19 protein-coding genes and 1 other RNA gene are annotated in these 18184 nt (G+C 53.4%); 9 read left to right on the top strand and 11 right to left on the bottom strand.

The genetic code is table 11. From position 1 onward, the window contains the following. The first annotated feature begins 8 nt into the window (after window positions 1-8). The 3 genes from PMI17_RS05450 (at window position 9) to ykgO (ending at window position 3722) form a co-directional block, all read left to right on the top strand. A complete protein-coding gene (locus PMI17_RS05450) occupies window positions 9-3158 on the top strand; it encodes a multidrug efflux RND transporter permease subunit AcrB (RefSeq protein WP_007886918.1) in 3150 nt (1049 codons plus the stop codon). 150 nt (window positions 3159-3308) lie between these two features. Further along, on the top strand, window positions 3309-3566 hold the full coding sequence (locus PMI17_RS05455) for a type B 50S ribosomal protein L31 (RefSeq protein ID WP_007886920.1): 258 nt from the start codon (window positions 3309-3311) through the stop codon (window positions 3564-3566). Between the two features lie 15 nt (window positions 3567-3581). Further along, window positions 3582-3722, top strand: a complete 141-nt coding sequence (gene ykgO, locus PMI17_RS24700) for a type B 50S ribosomal protein L36 (RefSeq protein ID WP_007886922.1) — start codon at window positions 3582-3584, stop codon at window positions 3720-3722. A gap of 44 nt (window positions 3723-3766) precedes the next feature. Here ykgO and PMI17_RS05460 read toward each other — a convergent pair whose 3' ends face one another. The 3 genes from PMI17_RS05460 to PMI17_RS05470 are packed head-to-tail and all read right to left on the bottom strand — an operon-like array spanning window position 3767 to window position 6161. After that, window positions 3767-4645 carry a metal ABC transporter substrate-binding protein gene (locus PMI17_RS05460; RefSeq protein ID WP_007886924.1) on the bottom strand — a complete coding sequence of 293 codons (879 nt, stop codon included), beginning with the start codon at window positions 4643-4645 and terminating at the stop codon, window positions 3767-3769. 23 nt (window positions 4646-4668) lie between these two features. Continuing rightward, window positions 4669-5508: a metal ABC transporter permease gene (locus PMI17_RS05465; protein ID WP_007886925.1), complete on the bottom strand. Its 840-nt coding sequence runs from the start codon at window positions 5506-5508 to the stop codon at window positions 4669-4671. Next, window positions 5505-6161, bottom strand: a complete 657-nt coding sequence (locus PMI17_RS05470) for a metal ABC transporter ATP-binding protein (RefSeq protein WP_007886927.1) — start codon at window positions 6159-6161, stop codon at window positions 5505-5507. Before PMI17_RS05470 ends, PMI17_RS05465 begins: the two co-directional genes overlap by 4 nt. 340 nt (window positions 6162-6501) lie before the next feature. On the opposite strand from PMI17_RS05470, the gene PMI17_RS05475 reads away from it, so the two are divergent. The 3 genes from PMI17_RS05475 to PMI17_RS05485 all read left to right on the top strand — a co-directional run bounded on the left by PMI17_RS05475 (window position 6502) and on the right by PMI17_RS05485 (window position 7622). Further along, window positions 6502-6855, top strand: a complete 354-nt coding sequence (locus tag PMI17_RS05475; protein WP_007886932.1) for a hypothetical protein — start codon at window positions 6502-6504, stop codon at window positions 6853-6855. 146 nt (window positions 6856-7001) lie between these two features. Continuing rightward, window positions 7002-7379, top strand: a complete 378-nt coding sequence (tomB, locus tag PMI17_RS05480; protein WP_007886936.1) for an Hha toxicity modulator TomB — start codon at window positions 7002-7004, stop codon at window positions 7377-7379. Between the two features lie 24 nt (window positions 7380-7403). Beyond that, window positions 7404-7622 (top strand): HHA domain-containing protein, encoded by a 219-nt coding sequence (locus tag PMI17_RS05485; RefSeq protein WP_007886938.1) that lies wholly within the window; start codon window positions 7404-7406, stop codon window positions 7620-7622. A 130-nt stretch (window positions 7623-7752) separates the two neighbouring features. Here the strand turns inward: PMI17_RS05485 and ffs are convergent. Beyond that, window positions 7753-7849, bottom strand: an RNA gene (gene ffs / locus PMI17_RS24435) — signal recognition particle sRNA small type. Between the two features lie 178 nt (window positions 7850-8027). Here ffs and PMI17_RS05490 point away from each other — a divergent pair. Further along, window positions 8028-8339 carry an MGMT family protein gene (locus PMI17_RS05490; RefSeq protein WP_007886940.1) on the top strand — a complete coding sequence of 104 codons (312 nt, stop codon included), beginning with the start codon at window positions 8028-8030 and terminating at the stop codon, window positions 8337-8339. 180 nt (window positions 8340-8519) lie between these two features. Here the strand turns inward: PMI17_RS05490 and PMI17_RS05495 are convergent, their stop codons facing one another. Beyond that, window positions 8520-9077 carry a YbaY family lipoprotein gene (locus PMI17_RS05495; RefSeq protein WP_007886942.1) on the bottom strand — a complete coding sequence of 186 codons (558 nt, stop codon included), beginning with the start codon at window positions 9075-9077 and terminating at the stop codon, window positions 8520-8522. Window positions 9078-9282: 205 nt separating this feature from the next. Between PMI17_RS05495 and tesB the strand changes: the two genes are divergently transcribed. Continuing rightward, the gene (gene tesB, locus PMI17_RS05500) at window positions 9283-10146 is read left to right on the top strand and encodes an acyl-CoA thioesterase II (protein ID WP_007886944.1); all 864 of its coding nucleotides are present in this window, start codon (window positions 9283-9285) and stop codon (window positions 10144-10146) included. A gap of 71 nt (window positions 10147-10217) precedes the next feature. Here tesB and amtB read toward each other — a convergent pair whose 3' ends face one another. The 5 genes from amtB to PMI17_RS05525 all read right to left on the bottom strand — a co-directional run bounded on the left by amtB (window position 10218) and on the right by PMI17_RS05525 (window position 16161). Further along, window positions 10218-11507 carry an ammonium transporter AmtB gene (gene amtB / locus PMI17_RS05505; RefSeq protein ID WP_007886945.1) on the bottom strand — a complete coding sequence of 430 codons (1290 nt, stop codon included), beginning with the start codon at window positions 11505-11507 and terminating at the stop codon, window positions 10218-10220. Between the two features lie 33 nt (window positions 11508-11540). Next, entirely contained in the window at window positions 11541-11879 is a 339-nt protein-coding gene (glnK, locus tag PMI17_RS05510; protein WP_007886947.1) for a P-II family nitrogen regulator, read from the bottom strand. A gap of 259 nt (window positions 11880-12138) precedes the next feature. Next, window positions 12139-13914, bottom strand: a complete 1776-nt coding sequence (locus PMI17_RS05515) for a SmdB family multidrug efflux ABC transporter permease/ATP-binding protein (protein WP_036620341.1) — start codon at window positions 13912-13914, stop codon at window positions 12139-12141. Continuing rightward, window positions 13907-15676, bottom strand: coding sequence for a SmdA family multidrug ABC transporter permease/ATP-binding protein (locus PMI17_RS05520; RefSeq protein WP_007886949.1), 1770 nt, complete (start codon window positions 15674-15676; stop codon window positions 13907-13909). The genes PMI17_RS05515 and PMI17_RS05520 overlap by 8 nt, the downstream gene beginning before the upstream one ends. Window positions 15677-15699: 23 nt before the next feature. Next, window positions 15700-16161: an Lrp/AsnC family transcriptional regulator gene (locus PMI17_RS05525; RefSeq protein WP_007886951.1), complete on the bottom strand. Its 462-nt coding sequence runs from the start codon at window positions 16159-16161 to the stop codon at window positions 15700-15702. A 115-nt stretch (window positions 16162-16276) separates the two neighbouring features. On the opposite strand from PMI17_RS05525, the gene PMI17_RS05530 reads away from it, so the two are divergent. Next, window positions 16277-17311 (top strand): PLP-dependent cysteine synthase family protein, encoded by a 1035-nt coding sequence (locus PMI17_RS05530; RefSeq protein ID WP_007886953.1) that lies wholly within the window; start codon window positions 16277-16279, stop codon window positions 17309-17311. A 34-nt stretch (window positions 17312-17345) separates the two neighbouring features. Here the strand turns inward: PMI17_RS05530 and cof are convergent, their stop codons facing one another. Beyond that, entirely contained in the window at window positions 17346-18167 is an 822-nt protein-coding gene (cof, locus tag PMI17_RS05535; RefSeq protein WP_007886955.1) for an HMP-PP phosphatase, read from the bottom strand. Window positions 18168-18184 lie beyond the last annotated feature (17 nt).

The following is an 18184-nucleotide window of genomic DNA, read 5'->3' on the forward strand; positions in this document are numbered from 1 at the left end:
ACTGATACATGGCTAAGTTCTTTATTGATCGCCCCATTTTTGCGTGGGTGCTCGCCATCATCATTATGCTGGCCGGTGTGCTATCGATTATCAGCCTGCCGATTGAGCAATATCCCAATGTTGCGCCGCCGGCGGTTGAAATCCAGGCGACCTACCCGGGTGCTGATGCGAAAACGCTGCAAGATTCGGTGACCCAGGTCATCGAGCAAAACATGAACGGTATCGATGGACTGATGTATATGTCCTCGAGCAGCGACTCGTCAGGTACGTTGACGCTGACGCTAACCTTCCAGTCTGGTACTGATGCCGATATTGCGCAGGTTCAGGTGCAGAACAAACTGCAGCTGGCCACGCCGTTATTGCCACAAGAGGTGCAGCAACAGGGGATTCAGGTTAAGAAATCTTCCAGTAGCTTCCTGATGGTGGCCGGTTTCGTCAGTGATGACGGCACCATGACGCAGAATGATATTTCTGACTATGTCGCTTCTAACATCAAAGATCCGGTCAGCCGTATGCCGGGCGTGGGTGATACCCAGGTGTTTGGTGCGCAGTATGCGATGCGTATCTGGCTCGATCCCCACAAGCTGAATAACTATCAGCTGACACCGGTGGATGTGATCAGCGCGCTGCAAGTGCAGAACACCCAGATTGCCGCAGGTCAGTTAGGTGGTACGCCACCGGTACCAGGCCAGCAGCTGAATGCCTCGATCATTGCGCAAACCCGTCTGACATCAACAGACGAGTTTGGCAATATCTTGCTGAAAGTGAATCAGGATGGTTCGCAGGTGCGCTTGCGTGATGTAGCGAAGATTGAATTGGGTGGTGAAAACTACGAGATCATCGCGCGTTACAATGGCAAACCGGCTTCAGGTATCGGGATCAAACTGGCAACCGGTGCTAACGCGCTGGATACCGCCGATGCGGTTAAAGGCGAACTGAAGAAGCTGGAGCCGTTCTTCCCGGAAGGCATGAAAACCGTTTATCCGTACGACACCACGCCGTTCGTTAAAATTTCGATTTTCGAAGTGGTGAAAACGCTGTTTGAAGCGATCGTGCTGGTGTTCCTGGTGATGTATCTGTTCCTGCAGAACTTCCGTGCAACGCTGATTCCAACCATCGCCGTTCCGGTCGTCTTGCTCGGTACCTTTGCGGTTATCAGCGCCTTTGGCTACTCGATAAACACCCTGACGATGTTCGGGATGGTGCTCGCTATCGGCCTGCTGGTAGATGACGCCATCGTGGTAGTAGAGAACGTTGAACGTGTGATGGCCGAAGAGGGCTTACCGCCTAAAGAGGCCACTAAGCGTTCGATGGAGCAGATCCAGGGCGCGCTGGTGGGTATCGCACTGGTGCTGTCTGCGGTGTTTATTCCAATGGCGTTCTTCGGCGGTTCAACCGGCGTAATCTATCGCCAGTTCTCGATCACCATCGTTTCCGCGATGGCGCTGTCGGTACTGGTGGCGTTGATTCTGACGCCTGCGCTGTGTGCCACCCTGCTGAAGCCAGTGGCAAAAGGCAACCACGGTAAAACCACCGGTTTCTTCGGCTGGTTTAACCGTATGTTCGACAAGAGCACCAACCACTATGTCGATAGTGTCGGTCATATCGTGCGCAGTACAGGTCGCTACCTGCTAATTTATCTCATTATCGTTGTCGGCATGGCCTACATGTTCCTGAAACTGCCTACCTCGTTCCTGCCGGAAGAGGATCAGGGTCTGTTACTGGCGCAGGCGCAGCTGCCGGCCGGTGCAACCCAGGAACGTACCCAGAAGGTATTGGATCAGGTAACCGATTACTTCCTGACTAAAGAGAAAGACAGCGTGAATTCGGTGTTTACCGTTAACGGCTTCGGCTTTGCCGGTCGTGGACAAAATACCGGTATTGCGTTCGTCAGCCTCAAGCCGTGGGATGAGCGTGGCGATGCTAACCTGAAAGTACCTGCGATTGCCGGACGTGCCATGCAGGCGCTCGGTCAGATCAAAGATGCAATGGTATTCCCGTTCAACCTGCCAGCGATTATCGAACTGGGTAACGCCACCGGCTTTGACTTCATGCTGACCGATCAGGGTAACCTGGGTCACGAGAAGCTGACCGCCGCGCGTAACCAGTTGTTTGGCATGATTGCCCAGCATCCGGATACGCTGGTTGGCGTACGTCCAAATGGTATGGAAGATACGCCACAGTACAAACTGATTATCGATCAGGAAAAAGCGCAGGCACTGGGTGTGTCGTTGTCTGACATCAATACCACGCTGGGTTCAGCATGGGGTGGCTCTTACGTCAACGACTTCATCGATCGTGGTCGCGTGAAGAAAGTGTACGTCATGGGCGAAGCCGATTCGCGTATGTTGCCGGACGATATCAGTAAGTGGTTCGTGCGCAACAGTGGCGGCACCATGGTTCCGTTCTCCGCCTTCTCCTCGGCGAAGTGGCAGTACGGTTCACCGCGTCTGGAGCGTTATAACGGCTTGCCATCGATGGAGATCCTTGGCCAGGCAGCGCCAGGCAAGAGCTCCGGTGATGCCATGAACCTGATGGAAGAGTTGGCCGGAAAACTGCCTGCAGGTATCGGTTATGACTGGACCGGCATGTCCTATCAGGAACGCTTGTCTGGCAACCAGGCACCGGCGCTGTATGCCATCTCGCTGATTGTGGTGTTCTTGTGTCTGGCGGCGCTGTATGAGAGCTGGTCGATTCCATTCTCGGTCATGTTAGTCGTACCGCTGGGTGTCGTCGGCGCACTGCTGTTTACTACGCTGCGTGGCCTGAGCAACGACGTCTACTTTGTGGTGGGCTTGTTGACCACCATAGGATTGTCGGCGAAGAACGCCATCCTGATTGTCGAATTTGCTAAGGATTTGATGGAGAAGGAAGGCAAAGGGTTGGTTGAATCAACGCTGGAAGCATCCCGTATGCGTCTGCGTCCGATTCTGATGACCTCACTCGCCTTTATCCTCGGCGTAATGCCGCTGGCGATCAGTACTGGTGCGGGTTCTGGCGCGCAGAACGCGGTAGGTACTGGCGTTATGGGCGGGATGGTAACAGCAACTGCGCTGGCTATCTTCTTCGTTCCGGTGTTCTTCGTGGTGGTTCGCCGCCGCTTCAGTAAGAACAAAGGTGATATTGAACAGGGTCATCCTGTCGAGCATAAACACTAAGTATTACCCTTCCCGAAAAGGCCGCTGATGCGGCCTTTTTTTATTACCCCTTCACCACCCTGCAAAAACATCTGCGTTTAACGCGGTTGCATTCATCATGCTTCGGGTTCATACTATTGTTATAGTATAACATTACATAACGAGGTTACTATGAAACCGGATATTCATCCCCATTATCGCGCTGTGGTTTTCCACGACACGTCAGCTAACGAATACTTCAAAGTCGGCTCCACCATCAAAACCGAGCGCACCATCGAGTATGAAGGTGAAGTGCTGCCGTACGTCACGCTGGATGTTTCCTCAAAATCCCACGTGTTCTACACCGGTAAACAGAAAGATTTCGCCAAAGAGGGCAGCACCGCGCGCTTCAATCAGCGTTTTGGCAGCTTCCTGACGCGTAACAAGTAACACGGGGGATTAGGCATGCAGGTATTGAGTTCATTGCGCTCTGCGAAGTCGCGCCATAAAGATTGCAAAGTGGTGCGTCGCAAAGGTCGCATCTATGTAATTTGCAAAACCAATCCGCGCTTTAAGGCGGTTCAGGGAAGAAAGAAAAAAAGGTAGGAATGTGTCGTGATAATTGGCCGGGATGCTCCCCGGCCTTTTTTTTACTTCATGCTATGCAGAATGGCGTCAACATTGTGTTTGAACGCGGCCACATAGGTCGCCGCTGGACCATCAGCTTCAGACAACGCTTCCGGATAGAGTTCCCCGCCCGGCTTTGCCCCCGTTTCGCTGGCGATCTGTTTTACCAGACGCGGATCGGTTTGATTCTCCATAAAGTAGGTATTAATGTGCTCGGCCTTTAGCTGTTTGATGATCGAGGCCACATCGCTGGCGCTGGCTTCTGCTTCGGTTGAAAAGCCTACGGGCGCAAGGAAGCTAACACCGTAACGTTGGCCGAAATAGCCAAAGGCATCGTGGCTGGTCAGCACTTTACGTTTGTTCTTCGGCACTTCAGCAAACGCGGTTTTCGCCCAGCTATCCAGCTTCTGCAATTGCTGAATGTAACTTTCACCGCTTTTGCGAATATCCGCTGCATCTTCAGGATCTGCTTTGATTAGGGCATTCATCACATTCGTGGCGTAAATCACACCGTTTTGCATACTGTTCCACGCGTGCGGATCGGTGATGCTTTTACCGTCCTCTTCCATCTTGCGCGTGTTCACGCCATTCGATGCCACCACAATCGTGCCTTTGTAGCCTGAAGCGCTGATCAGGCGATCCATCCACCCTTCCATGCCTAAACCACTAACGAACACCACATCAGCCTGCGACAGCGCCTGGCTATCCTGCGGCGTAGGTTCGAAGGTGTGCGGATCGCCATTTGGGCCAACTAACGATTTCACATTAACGTGCTCGCCACCTACCTGCTTCACGATATCTGCCAGCACGGTAAAGCTCGCCACAACATCAACGCTTTTGGCCAACGCCAGCGGACTAATCAGCATGGCGCTAATCGCCAAACTCAGCGGTAACTTTTTCATTCATATCCCCTTTATTGGTTTCGTTATCGGCGGCGCAACAGGCCGCCACATGGTCCTGTCAAAACAGAAAGTAGAAAGAGCACCGCAGCACTCAGCACTACCGCAGGTCCAGCCGGCAGCGAGAAATGCCACGATAGAATCAGGCCGATAAACGCAGAGACGATCGCCAGCAGCATGGCGATGCCGAGCATGCAGGCGAGATGGCGGCTCCAGAAGCGCGCGCTGGTTGCAGGTAACATCATCAATCCCACTGACATCAGCGTGCCCAGAACCTGAAAGCCTGCCACCAGATTGAGCACCACCAGCATCAGGAACAACCCGTGCACCAGCGGCGCGCTCCATTTGCCCTGGGCGCGCAGGAAATCGGGATCGAATGCATCTATCACCAGCGGACGGAAGATCACCGCCAGCAGCAGCAAAGTGAAAGCCGCAATGCCGCCGACCAGCAGAATCGCCGCGTTATCCACCGCCAGCAGCGATCCAAATAACACGTGCAGAAGATCGACGCTGGAATCCCGTAGCGACACCAGCGTGACACCGAGCGCGAGCGAACCGAGGTAGAAGCCAGAAAAACTGGCATCCTCTTTCAAGTGCGTATAACGGCTAACCGCGCCGGAGAGCAGCGCCACTGCCAAACCGGCAATCAGGCCGCCAATGCCCATCGCCACCAGCGATAATCCCGATACCAGATAACCCATCGCCGCGCCGGGTAATACGGCATGTGATAGCGCATCGCCGACCAAACTCATGCGGCGCAGTGAAAGGAACACGCCCAGCGGAGTTGCGCTGATCGCCAGTGCCACGCAGGCGACTAGCGCACGGCGCATGAAACCGAATTCGATAAAAGGTTGAATTAATGTCACGACGCCACCTTGCGCAATTGCGGAGCGTGTGCAGAGTCAGCGTTATCCAGTGACAACACATCCTGAAAATAACGCGCCACCAGCGGGCGATCGTGCAGTACCACCAATAATGTGGTTCCCGCTCGCTGCTGCTGTTCGAGAATGGACATCAGCAGCGTGACGGTTTGCGTATCAATACCGTTGAAGGGTTCATCCAGCAGCCAGAGCTGGCTGCGCTGCAGCATCAGACGCGCGAACAGCACGCGCTGCAGTTGTCCACCGGATAAGGTAGAAGGTTGAGCATCAGCAAACTCACGCATCTGGACCGCATCCAGCGCTGCGTCAATTTCTTTGCATAAGGACCGATTGATGCTGCCGAACCAGCCGCAGCGCGGCCAGCATCCCATCGCCACCAGTTCATAAGCCGTAAGAGGAAAACGCGTTTCAAGTTCGCTGCGCTGCGGTAGCCACCCCAGCGCTTTGCGCTGAATCTGCAATTCACAGTGACCGGAAATTGGCGGCAATAAACCGGCAATGGTTTTCAATAAGGTCGATTTTCCGCTGCCATTAGCGCCAATCAGCGCCGTCATGCTGCCCTTGGTCAGCTCGCCGTTAATAACTGGCGTTACCGCCCGCCCCTGATAACCTGCCTGTAAGCGGTTGAAATGCATCATTTCTGCATTCCCCACCATAATGCCAGCGCCAGAAAGGCAATCAACGCCAGCGCGACCAGTAACCGGCCGCCAAGGGATAGAAGTAAACCGCTGTGATTCATACTCAATAACCAATAATGTTATAACATAACAATAATGGTACCCGATTCCGTCTTCATTGCGCCTGAGTAAAAGTGTTTCAAAAGTTGACCGCTGGCGGAAATATTCCCGGTAATTCACCGTTTTTACTTGATTGAGTTATGAAACCCATCACAACGATTACTCTTTCTGTTTATTAGCGACTTGCAATGTCGGGCAAGAAGCTCAATGATAGAAACATCATTCTTTTACTGGATACAAAATGCCGTCTATTATTCATTGTGATATTGCTGTGGATGAGGACGATTGCGAAAAGTTAGTAAGAATTATCCAGGGGAATATTCTCAAAATAGCCGAGGCATTAGCCGGTGATTTACAGTGGTATTCTCAAAACGCGCAATTAGTTCCGGACAGCTTCCAGATTATTTCTATTCAACCAGCCGACAATAATCGATTTAAAATGCTTTACGATTTCAACTGGAATTTATTTAATCCTTGCCTGGATTTAAATGAAACGTTTACGCGTCGTGAAGAAGTGATGTTCCAGGTAAACCCCGGCGCACTGGTGTTTGAAGTGATTGACAATACCCGCCCCTCTCCTGCCGACGAATTGTAATATTTGGTAATTGAGGTGAGCAAAGCTAATGATTGTGGATTACATTTAAGGAGTCGCTGAATACGCTTTATTCGTGATCGCTTCCTGGTAGCTTTTCCTAATCTCGCCGCGCTGCGGTAACTGTGCTAGCTATGGAGGGGAAAAAGATGGACGAATACTCACCGAAACGGCATGATATTGCCCAGCTTAAATACCTGTGTGAGAACTTGTTCGATGAAAGTATGGCGACATTGACTGATAGCCATCATGGCTGGGTTAATGATCCTACTTCTGAAAGCAATTTACAGCTCAACGATTTGATTGAGCATATCGCTTCTTTCACGATGAATTACAAAATTAAGCACGTTGAAGATGAAGCCCTGATTACGCAAATCGATGAATATCTTGACGATACCTTTATGCTGTTCAGCAGCTATGGAATCAATACTCAGGATCTACAACGGTGGCAGCGTTCAGCAAAACGCTTATTTAATCTGTTTGCCGAAGAGTGTGCTTATCTCCAACAACCTAGCCATTCCTTTTAGCACCAGACTGAGACCGGTTTATTTATGAGCAACCAAGCCTTAACCAAAACAGATTATTTGATGCGACTGCGCCGCTGTCGCTCAATCGATACCCTTGAACGGGTGATCGAAAAAAACAAGTACGAATTACCTGATAATGAACTCGCGGTATTCTATTCGGCAGCCGATCACCGTCTGGCTGAACTGACCATGAATAAGCTTTACGATAAAGTACCGGTTTCTGTCTGGAAGTTCGTCCGCTAAGATTTTCCTCTAACAGCCATTCTGCAACGTCATCGTTTTATCAAGGAGTGATTCACCGGCAAAGGAGTGCCAGATTTCTCTATGGGTTAAATTCTGTGGGAGTTCTGAAGGGAGATAAAATGGGTGGGGGCCCTGCCAGCTACATCCCGGCACACGCGTCGCCTGCTGCGGCTGCTTCCTTCCGGATCTGACCGAGTTCACAAGTTAGCGTTGCGGGAGAACCAACAGGGCCCCCATTGACGAGCCCTCATTTCGAGAGCGCAGGCATTATCAAGTAACCCCCTGGCAATTGCAAGCGTAGGCCAGACAACCGTTGGTTTCTTGCACAAGCACACAGCTAAGCGCTGCTGTCTACCCTTCTGCATGCTAAAGTTTGCCCTTTCTTCAATAAAAATAGGTGCGCACATGAGCGACCAGAACAATTTCTCTCAGCGCGTCTGGCAGATTATTGCGGCCATTCCGCCAGGAAAAGTCATCACTTACGGTGATGTTGCCCAGCTGGCAGGTTCGCCACGTGCAGCTCGTCAGGTGGGTGGCGTATTACGCCGTTTGCCAGAAGGCAGCAAATTGCCCTGGTTTCGCGTCATCAATCGCCATGGTCGTATTTCTCTGCAGGGCGACGATCTGTTTCGTCAGCGTGATGCCTTAGAAGCGGAAGGAATTGAAGTGAGTGATGTTGGGGAGATTGAGTTGGAAAAATATCGCTGGCAAATTTAGCGGTGCTATATGTCGCGCTCAGACAGGCCACAAACCGCACTCAACTTAATACGCCGGAAGTCATCGTTGTAGAGTAAAGCGTCACACGCCATGGATGGCGTGTGACGAGCGATCAGGGACGAGACAGCGGCTTTACGGAACAATGTTGACTTCCGGGGCTCTCTCGCCCCATTGATCGATTTAAAGACTCGTCGGAGCGGGTACCGAAGCCGATGGCGTAACCTGCGTCGGTGATGTCGAAGGCACCGTAGTCGCTGCGCCCGGTTGGGTTTGCATCGCGACGTTAGTCACCGGCACTAGCAGCAGTTCTGCTTTGGTTCCGCCCTGATTAATCACCGGTTTCACCGTATCGGTGATAAACGCCAGCTTGCCATCAATTGAAATGGCCGCACTTAACAGAATGCGCGCGTTGGGTTGAATGTCTGCCGGATTAAACGGCAAGACAAACTGGAACGGCGCCTGTTTCCCTTCAGTACGCACTACGCGCTGCGACAGCACCTTCGATGGCGCATCGGCCAGCGACGCATCAGAGAGCGTAACAGTCAGCACGGAATCCGGCGGCAGCGCAATGCGCTGGCGAATATACACCGAACCACTGACATTTGGCTGCGCGATGGCGGCCTGCTGCCCTGCTACCGCTGAGCCGAGCGTTGGGGTAGCTACCGGTTTACTGTGGTCTGCACAACCTGTAATCGCTGCGGCCAGGGTCATACCGCTAATAACTTGCCAGAGTTTCATCGATGTCGTCTCCTTATGAACACTATGATTGTCGGCGGTAAATTTAATACCTGGATTTTCTACCGCCGAATGCCCTTAATTCTGGCACAAATATCGGGATTGCGCCTAAAGCATCAGCCAGCTTGCTGAAAGTACGGCAAAATCATTGACGGAAACTGGTCGGATCTTTCACACTGGCGCGATAAGTCACACTGAGGAATCCGCTATGAGTCAGGCACTGCACAACCTGCTTAATTTATTAAATTTGGAAAAACTGGAAGAAGGGCTGTTTCGCGGTCAGAGCGAAGACCTTGGCCTGCGACAGGTGTTTGGTGGTCAGGTAGTGGGACAGGCACTATACGCTGCGAAACAAACGGTGCCGGAAGAACGCATTATTCACTCCTTCCACAGCTACTTTCTGCGTCCAGGCGATAGCCAGAAAGCCATTATTTATGATGTCGAAACGCTGAGAGATGGCAAAAGCTTCAGTGCGCGCCGCGTCAGCGCCGTGCAGAATGGTCAGCCGATTTTCTACATGACGGCATCGTTCCAGGCACCAGAAAGTGGCTTCGAACATCAAAACAGCATGCCGCAGGTGCCAGGCCCGGATAATCTGCCATCGGAGCAGGATTTGGCGAAAAAGCTGGCCGCACATTTGCCGCTGAAATTAAAAGAGAAATTCCTCGCCGAACGACCTCTGGATATCCGCCCGGTGCAGATTCATAACCCGTTGAAAGGTCACGTCGACGAACCGCTGCGCCAGGTGTGGATTCGCGCTAACGGCGAGCTACCGGACGATCGCCGCATTCATCAGTATCTGCTCGGTTATGCCTCGGATCTCAACTTCTTGCCAGTCGCGCTACAGCCGCACGGTAAAGGCTTCCTTGAGGCTGATATGCAGGTTGCCACCATCGATCACTCTATGTGGTTCCATCGCCCATTCGACTTGTCACAGTGGCTGCTGTACAGCGTGGTGAGTACATCTGCATCAGGTGCACGCGGATTTGTGCGTGGTGAGTTTTATACGCAAGATGGCCAGCTGGTGGCCACCACCGTGCAGGAAGGCGTAATGCGTCAGCGCGAGGCATAAAAAAAGGGGCGAAATCATCGCCCCTCTGTTTTCTTATAATTTTAGCGCACTGCTCTTCTTTAACCCGACGATTACTGGTTGTAAGCGTTCTCGCCGTGGCTATTCACATCCAGACCTTCACGTTCCTGATCTTCCGGAACACGCAGGCCAACAATCATATCCGCCAGTTTAAAGCCGATGAAGGCAACCACGGCAGTCCAGACGATAGTCACACCCACGCTGAACAGCTGAATCCACACCTGATGGCCCATAGTCACGCCTTCTGCGTAGCCAACGCCGCCCAGTGAAGACGAAGCGAACACACCGGTCAGAATGCAGCCGAGGATGCCACACACGCCGTGCACACCGAATACATCGCATGGGTCATCAACGCGCAGCCATTTCTTCAGCGTTGTCACACCCCACAGACCGGCCAAGCCACCCGCCAGACCGATGATCAGCGCGCCGCCAACACCAACGTAACCACACGCTGGGGTAATCGCCACCAGACCCGCAATGAAGCCCGAGCAAGCACCCAGCAGAGAAGGTTTACCACGTACCGCCCACTCGCCAAACACCCAGGACAGAACAGCACCCGCCGTTGCTACAACGGTATTCAGGAAGGCCAGCGCAGCGATTTCGTTAGCAGAAGATGCAGAACCGGCGTTGAAGCCGAACCAGCCCACATACAGAATCGCCGTACCAAGGAATACCATTGGCAGGTTGTGCGGTTTGAACGCTTCTTTACCGAAACCAGCACGTTTGCCCACCAGGTAAGCACCGACCAGACCGGCAACAGCGGCGTTGATGTGCACTACAGTACCGCCTGCGAAGTCGAGCGCGCCATCTTGCGCCAGCAAGCCGCCCGCCCAAACCATGTGTGCGATTGGCAGATAGGCCAGCGTCAGCCACACCACCACGAAAATCAGTACCGCAGAGAAGCGAATACGCTCAGCTAACGCACCCACAATCAGGCCAACGGTGATACAGGCGAAGGAAGCCTGGAACGCGACATGGATGTACTGATAGAAGCTGCCCATCAAGGCTTTCAGCTCAATATTTTTCAGCATGGCCCACTGGAAGCTACCAAAGAAGGCGTTACCTTCGCTGAACGCCAGCGAGTAGCCATAGATGACCCACAGCACGCACACCAGTGAAAACGTCACCGCAACCTGAGTCAGCATTGACAGCACGTTCTTCCCGCGGATCAAACCACCGTAGAACAGCGCAATGCCTGGAATTGACATAAACAGTACCAGCGCGGTACAGATCATCATAAAGGCGTTATCAGCTTTATCTGCCACCGCAGGTGCTGCCGCCATCGCCAGAGAAGGTAACAGCGCGAGGCTGGTGAGGCCCAACTTCGTTATCAGTTTATTCATTTCTTTCCATCCCATCACAATTCAGAGCCCCAGTTACAGTGCTGCTTCGTCGGTCTCGCCGGTACGAATACGAATGACGCGCTGCAGTTCTGCGACGAAAATCTTGCCGTCGCCAATTTTGCCGGTATAAGCGGCCTTGCTGATGACATCGACCACTTCATCAAGCTGGTCGTCCGCAATAGCGATATCAATTTTTACTTTTGGCAGGAAGTTAACGCTGTACTCGGCACCGCGATAAAGCTCTGCGTGACCTTTCTGGCGACCGAAACCTTTCACCTCGGTAACTGTCAGTCCCTGAATGCCAATAGAGGATAAGGCTTCACGCACGTCCTCCAGCTTAAATGGTTTGATTACCACGGTAACCAGCTTCATACGTTCCCCTCCGGATAAGAAATTGAGTGAGTCTTCGCGGACACGTAGGGATATAAGCAAAGGCTGTGCCATAAATAAAAAAAGGGGAATGTCAGTAGCCTAGGCGCGCTGCATGGCGCTTCGTTATGTGAGGTATGGCGCTAATTGGGGAGTGGTGGCAAGAGAGGTGTTGCCATGTTGCACCCCTTTGGTGCTTCAGGCCTCAAAGGGGTGCATCAATACAGAACATTCCGATAAAACTGTGCAAAAAAGGTGCAATTCACCCTTTAGCTTGTACGGGGATGCCCGCCGCGAGTTCATCGCCCGCCTGCTGTAGCTGATACATCTGCCAGTAACGGCCCTGCTCAGCCAGCAGTTCAGCATGCGTTCCGCGCTCAACCACCTGACCGCGATGCAGCACTAAAATCTGATCGGCTTCCGTGATGGTGGAAAGCCGATGCGCGATGACCACAAGTGTACTGTGCTGGCGCAGCGCCCGTAACGCATGCTGAATGGCCTGCTCCGTACCAGAGTCTATATTGGCCGTGGCTTCGTCGAGGATTAAAATCTGCGGCAGTGAAACCAGCACGCGAGCCAGCGCCAGTAGCTGTTTCTGCCCAACCGACAGATTGTTACCCTGCTCGCCCAGCCGCGTGTGAATCCCTTCAGCCATGCTGCGTGCCAGTGGTGCCAGCTGCACCGTTTCCAGCGCCTGCCACACCTCCTCTTCCGGGATATCGCGGCCCAAACGCACGTTGGCCAGCAGCGAATCTGCCAGTACCACCGGGTCCTGCTGCACCATCGCAATACTTTGACGCAAGGCGGCATGCGACAACTGCGGCAGCGGGCGACCATCCAGTTCGATGCTACCGCGTGTTACCGGATAATAGCCCATCAGCAAATTGGCTAAGGTGCTTTTACCGCTGCCGGTATGACCGACCAGCGCAACAAAATTACGCGCCGGCACTTCAAGGTTAATATTGCTCAACACATCGCGATTATCGCGATAGGCAAAGCTCACATCACGCAGCGAGATACTGCCGGAGGCCAGCGGCTGAATATCACCGCCGTAACCTTGCTGTTCGGCATCCATTAGTTCGAAGATACGTTCGCCAGACACTACCGCTTGCTGCAGCATTGACTGCTGCGTGGTCAGCTCAATCAGCGGCTCGTTAAGCCGGCCAAGATAGGTAATAAAGGCATAGAGTACGCCGACTTCAAACACGCCCGGCGTGGCAAAGCTAAACAGCATCAGCAAACCGCAAAGAATCATGGCGGAAAACAGGCTCAGCAGCGGGCGCAATAAAAAGCCATCCAGCCGCAGCGTTTCCATCCGTGCCAGATAGTGTGAACGGCTGGCTTTGCCCATGCGCTCACCAAAGCGCGCCTGCTGGCGGAACTGCTGGATCACACTCATGCCGTTGATGACTTCGTTAAAGCCATTGTTGATATCCGCCAGATAACTGCGTACGCGACGTGCAATCGGCGTGCTGAAGCGTTGATATATCAACATTACCGTCAGCACCAACGGGAAAATCACCAGCGCGACCAGCGCCATGCGCCAATCCAGTGAGAACATCGCCACCAGCATCGCACCAATCAGAGCAGCAGCACGCAATACGGTGGCTACCACGGTGACGTAGAGATCTTTGATCACTTCGGTGTCGTTGGTGACGCGGGAGATAATCTGCCCCACCGGTTGCGTGTCGAAGGCGCTCAGCGGCTGGCGTAGCGCCGCGTTCATCACATCAACGCGCAGTTGCTGCACCACGCCAATTGCCGCGCGGTTAAACAGCAACGCTTGAAAATAGTGCAATCCCGCCGCCAGCAACTGCAGCAAAACAAAGCTCACCAGCAAGCCAGCGGCAATGCCCCACGGCATCTGATGCTTCGCTACCAAATTATCGATGAAATAGCTCACCAGAACCGGTCCGGTAACTTCAGCTGCGGCTGCAATCCACAGCATACCGACCGCCAGCCACAGCGATTTACGCCACGGTTTGCCGTACGCCAGCAGACGTTTCAGCGTCGGCCACAGACGTTGTGATTTAGCCACGGCTTGCTCCTTCTGCCACTTCATCGTCATCCAATGCCGCTTCCAACTGCTGATAACGGTACATATCGCGATACCAGCCCTGTTTTGCCGCTAAGGTGTCATGATCGCCACGCTGCGTCACTGCGCCCTGCTGCAGCACCAGAATTTCGCTGGCCTCAGTGAGCGCTGACAAACGATGCGCACTGATAATTAACGTGCGCCCTTTGCCCCACTGACGCAGGTTATGCAGAATGTCATGCTCGGTACGGCCATCTACCGCCGACAGAGCATCATCCAGAATCAGGATTTCCGCATTCAGCAGCAGCGCGCGTGCAATGGAGATGCGCTGTTTCTGTCCACCGGACAGCATCACGCCGCGCTCGCCGACTTCGGTTTCATAGCCCTGCGGCAGGCGCAGAATGTCGTCGTGCACGCAGGCCATCTTCGCCACCTGCTCCAGCTCTTGTTGCGTGGCATTCGGACAGCCGAGTGCCAGATTATTAGCGATGGTATCGGAGAACAGGAACGGCGTCTGACTCACTACCGCCAGCCGACTGCGCCAGCTATCGAGCCGCAGCTGCGGCAGCGGCGTGTTGTGATAGCGGATATCGCCCTGATCAACATCGAAATGGCGCTGAATCAGGCTGAGCAATGTGCTCTTACCGCAGCCAGTCGGTCCACATAATCCCAGCATCTGGCCCGGTTTTAACTGAAAATTGAGGTGACTGAGCACCGCGCCGGAACTGGCCGGATAGCGGAATTCACGGATCGCAACCTGCAGTACGCCCGGTTCAGGTGGTAACACTTTCTGTCCATCTTCGACCGCAGGCGCTTCTGTCAGCAGTGAGCGAATACGGCTCCACGCCGCGCTCCCACGCTCGACGATATTGATCATCCATGCCAGCGCCAGCATCGGCCAAATCATCAAACCGAGATACATCACAAAACTGGTGAGTTGACCGAGCGTTAAGCTGCCGTTCCACACCATCCAGCCACCACCGGCAATCGCCAACAGATTGGAGAAGCCGACGGCGATGTAAATGATCGGATCGAAACGCGCGTCAACGCGTGCCACGTGCAGATTTTTCTTGCCGGTATCTGCGGCGATGCCCGCAAACTGTTGCGACTGGTGATCTTCAAGGCCAAACGCCTTGATCATGCGAATGCTGGTCAGGCTTTCCTGAGTTTGATCGTTAAGGCTGGAGAAGGCCGCCTGCGCCACTTTGAAACGCTGATGCAAGCGTGCGCCATCTTTTTGAATAGCGAATGCCATAATCGGCATCGGTATTAGCGCCAGTAACGTCAGCTCCCAGCTAATTTGTGTGCTCATCACGATCAGCACTACCAATCCCATTACCAGCGAATCCACCAGCGTCAGCACGCCTTCACCGGCGGCAAACACTACGCGATCGACATCATTGGTGGCACGGGCGATAAGATCGCCCGTGCGATGACGCAGATAGAAGGCAGGATGTTGGCGACTGAGCTGACGGTAAAAATCTTCTCGCAGCTCAACGGCCAATTGGTAGGAGGCGCCGAACAGCAGCACGCGCCAGACGTAACGCAGCAGATAGACGATCACCGCGGTCAGCAGCATCACGCCAATCCACATGAAGATCTGCCCTGCGCTCAGGTTATGCTGGGTGACGCCGTCGACAATCACGCCGACCACGTGCGGGGGCAGCAACTGCAGCAGCGCAATAACAATCAGCAAGCTGACGGCACCCAAATATCGCCGCCACTCGCGCAAAAAATACCAACTTAACTGGCTGAATAATCGCACAAGCGTGTCTCTTTCTCTGCCCGTTAGGGCGCTACCGGCAATGCGGTGGTGTATTTAATCTCTTCCATGGCAAAACTGGAGGTCACATCCATCAGGCCCGGCACACCATTCACCAGACGCTTATAAAAGTTGTCATAGCTCTTCATGTCCGCCACCTGAATACGCAGCAAATAATCGTACTCACCCGCCATGCGGTAAAACGCCATCACTTCCGGCATTTGCTGCACCACGGCGACAAATTGCTTAAACCACTCGCTACTGTGCTGCTGAGTTTTAACAAACATAAAGGCGGTGAGCGATAGACCGATTTTCTCGCCGTCCACCAGCGCCACACGCGCACGAATAATGCCATCATCTTCCAGTTTTTTCAGGCGTTTCCAGCACGGCGTGGTGGTGAGATTCACGGCTTCGGCCAACGTCTGCAACGACAGCGTGCAATCCTGCTGCAGCATTGCCAGCAAAGCACGGTCAGTTTTATCTAACATTTGCCACTCCTGGAGAAAAATTTTCTCTAAGCGCACCATTATACCCCGATTAAAGCAACCTCTTTTTCCTGCCAGTGCCTTACAATGTGCGCAATAATGATCACGGAAAAGCAACATGCAAACGCTCTGGGTTCGCCACGCCATCAATGAAATTAACGCCGATTTTCAGCGTTCAGCGGATACGCATCTCATCCGCTTCAAACTGGACGATTTCCCCGGCATTCACTGCTATCTAAAGGATGAAAGCACCCATCCTAGTGGCAGCCTGAAACATCGCCTGGCGCGCTCCCTGTTTCTCTACGGTTTGGTTAATGGCTGGATCGGTGAAAATACGCCGATCATTGAAGCCTCTTCTGGCAGCACCGCCGTATCGGAAGCTTATTTCGCGCAGCTGCTTGGCCTGCCATTTATCGCGGTGATGCCCGCCAGTACCGCCAAACGTAAAATCGAGATGATTCGTTTTTATGGCGGCGAGTGCCATTTCGTCGCCGATCCCTGCCAGCTGTATAGCGAATCCGAGCGTTTAGCGCGTGAATTAAAAGGCCACTTTATGGACCAGTTCACTTACGCTGAGCGCGCGACGGACTGGCGCGGCAACAACAATATCGCCGAAAGCATTTTCCGTCAGATGTCGCATGAACCTTTTCCGGTACCGCATACCGTCATCATGAGCGCCGGCACCGGCGGGACCTCAGCCACCTTAGGCCGTTACATCCGCTATCAGGGCCACGATACCCGCCTGCTGGTGGTCGACCCGCAGCATTCTGTGTTCTTTGATTACTGGCACAGCCACGACACTACGCTGCGCAGCGAACGCGGCAGTTTGATTGAGGGCATTGGCCGTCCACGCGTGGAACCGTCGTTTTTACCGGACGTAATTGACGAAATGATGAAGGTGCCGGATGGGGCGACCGTCGCTGCGATGCTGCAGTTGGAGCAGATCCTCGGACGTCGTCCTGGCGCTTCAACCGGCACTAACTTCTGGGGCATGTTGCAGGTAGCAAAACGCATGCGGGAAAATGGCGAACAAGGTTCACTGGTGACGCTGCTATGCGATAGCGGCGAGCGCTATCCCGATACCTATTACAATGCAGAATGGGTGAAGCAGAATATCGGCGACATTACGCCGTGGGTGCATGAGCTGCAATAAAAAACCGGACGTCCTGTCCGGTTCACTGTAAGCCTCAGCATTCGGGGGAATAATCGAGGTGTGGTGTGGTCATCCAGTGATTTAAGTAGTGAGACACCGCCTGTGTCTCGCAATGACCAATAATCGGTAAATGCGGCAATGACGTTTTCAGTTGATTCATTGCATTGCACATAATAAATCCGTTGCCCACGCGCTCCAGCATTTCACGATCGTTCATCGCATCGCCAAACGCCATGCAGTCGGAGAGCGACAGCGAAAGATGCTGACACAGACGTCCCAACGCCGCGCCTTTATGGCAGTCGACCGGCAATACCTCCAGGCAATCCCACGCGGAAAAACAAATATTGGCCCGCTCGCCTAATGCGGCCTGCAGTTCACTTCTTAACGCCTGCAACATTTCATGCGGCGCAATAAAACAGATCTTAGTCACTTCATGCGCCGACATCTGGCGCAAGTCACGCAGTTGGTAATGGAACCCGCTCATCGCATGAGCTTCCAGCGCACCAGGCAAGGGCTTATCAGTAAACCAGCCTTCATCATTGAAAATATGAATCGACGCCGGCGTTTGCCAATGGGTGTGAATCACCTCTTCAGCCACAGATGAGCTCAAATCACAGCCGTAAAGCGGGTTGCCTTCCAGATCATGAATACGCGTGCCGTTGCCGGTGATCAGCCATGCTGGCAAGGTGATTTGCTCGCGGACTCGCTGCATATCCATCAGATGGCGACCGGTGGCAAAAGCCAGAGTTACCCCGCGCTGATGCAACGCCTGCAGGCTTGCCAGCGTCTCATTACCTAACCGATGGGTGGGCAGCAGCAGCGTACCGTCCATATCAAATGCCGCGAGACGAGCCATGCGAATTCTCCTGTCTG

Source organism: Pantoea sp. GM01, from assembly GCF_000282675.1.
Lineage (GTDB): Bacteria > Pseudomonadota > Gammaproteobacteria > Enterobacterales > Enterobacteriaceae > Pantoea > Pantoea nemavictus.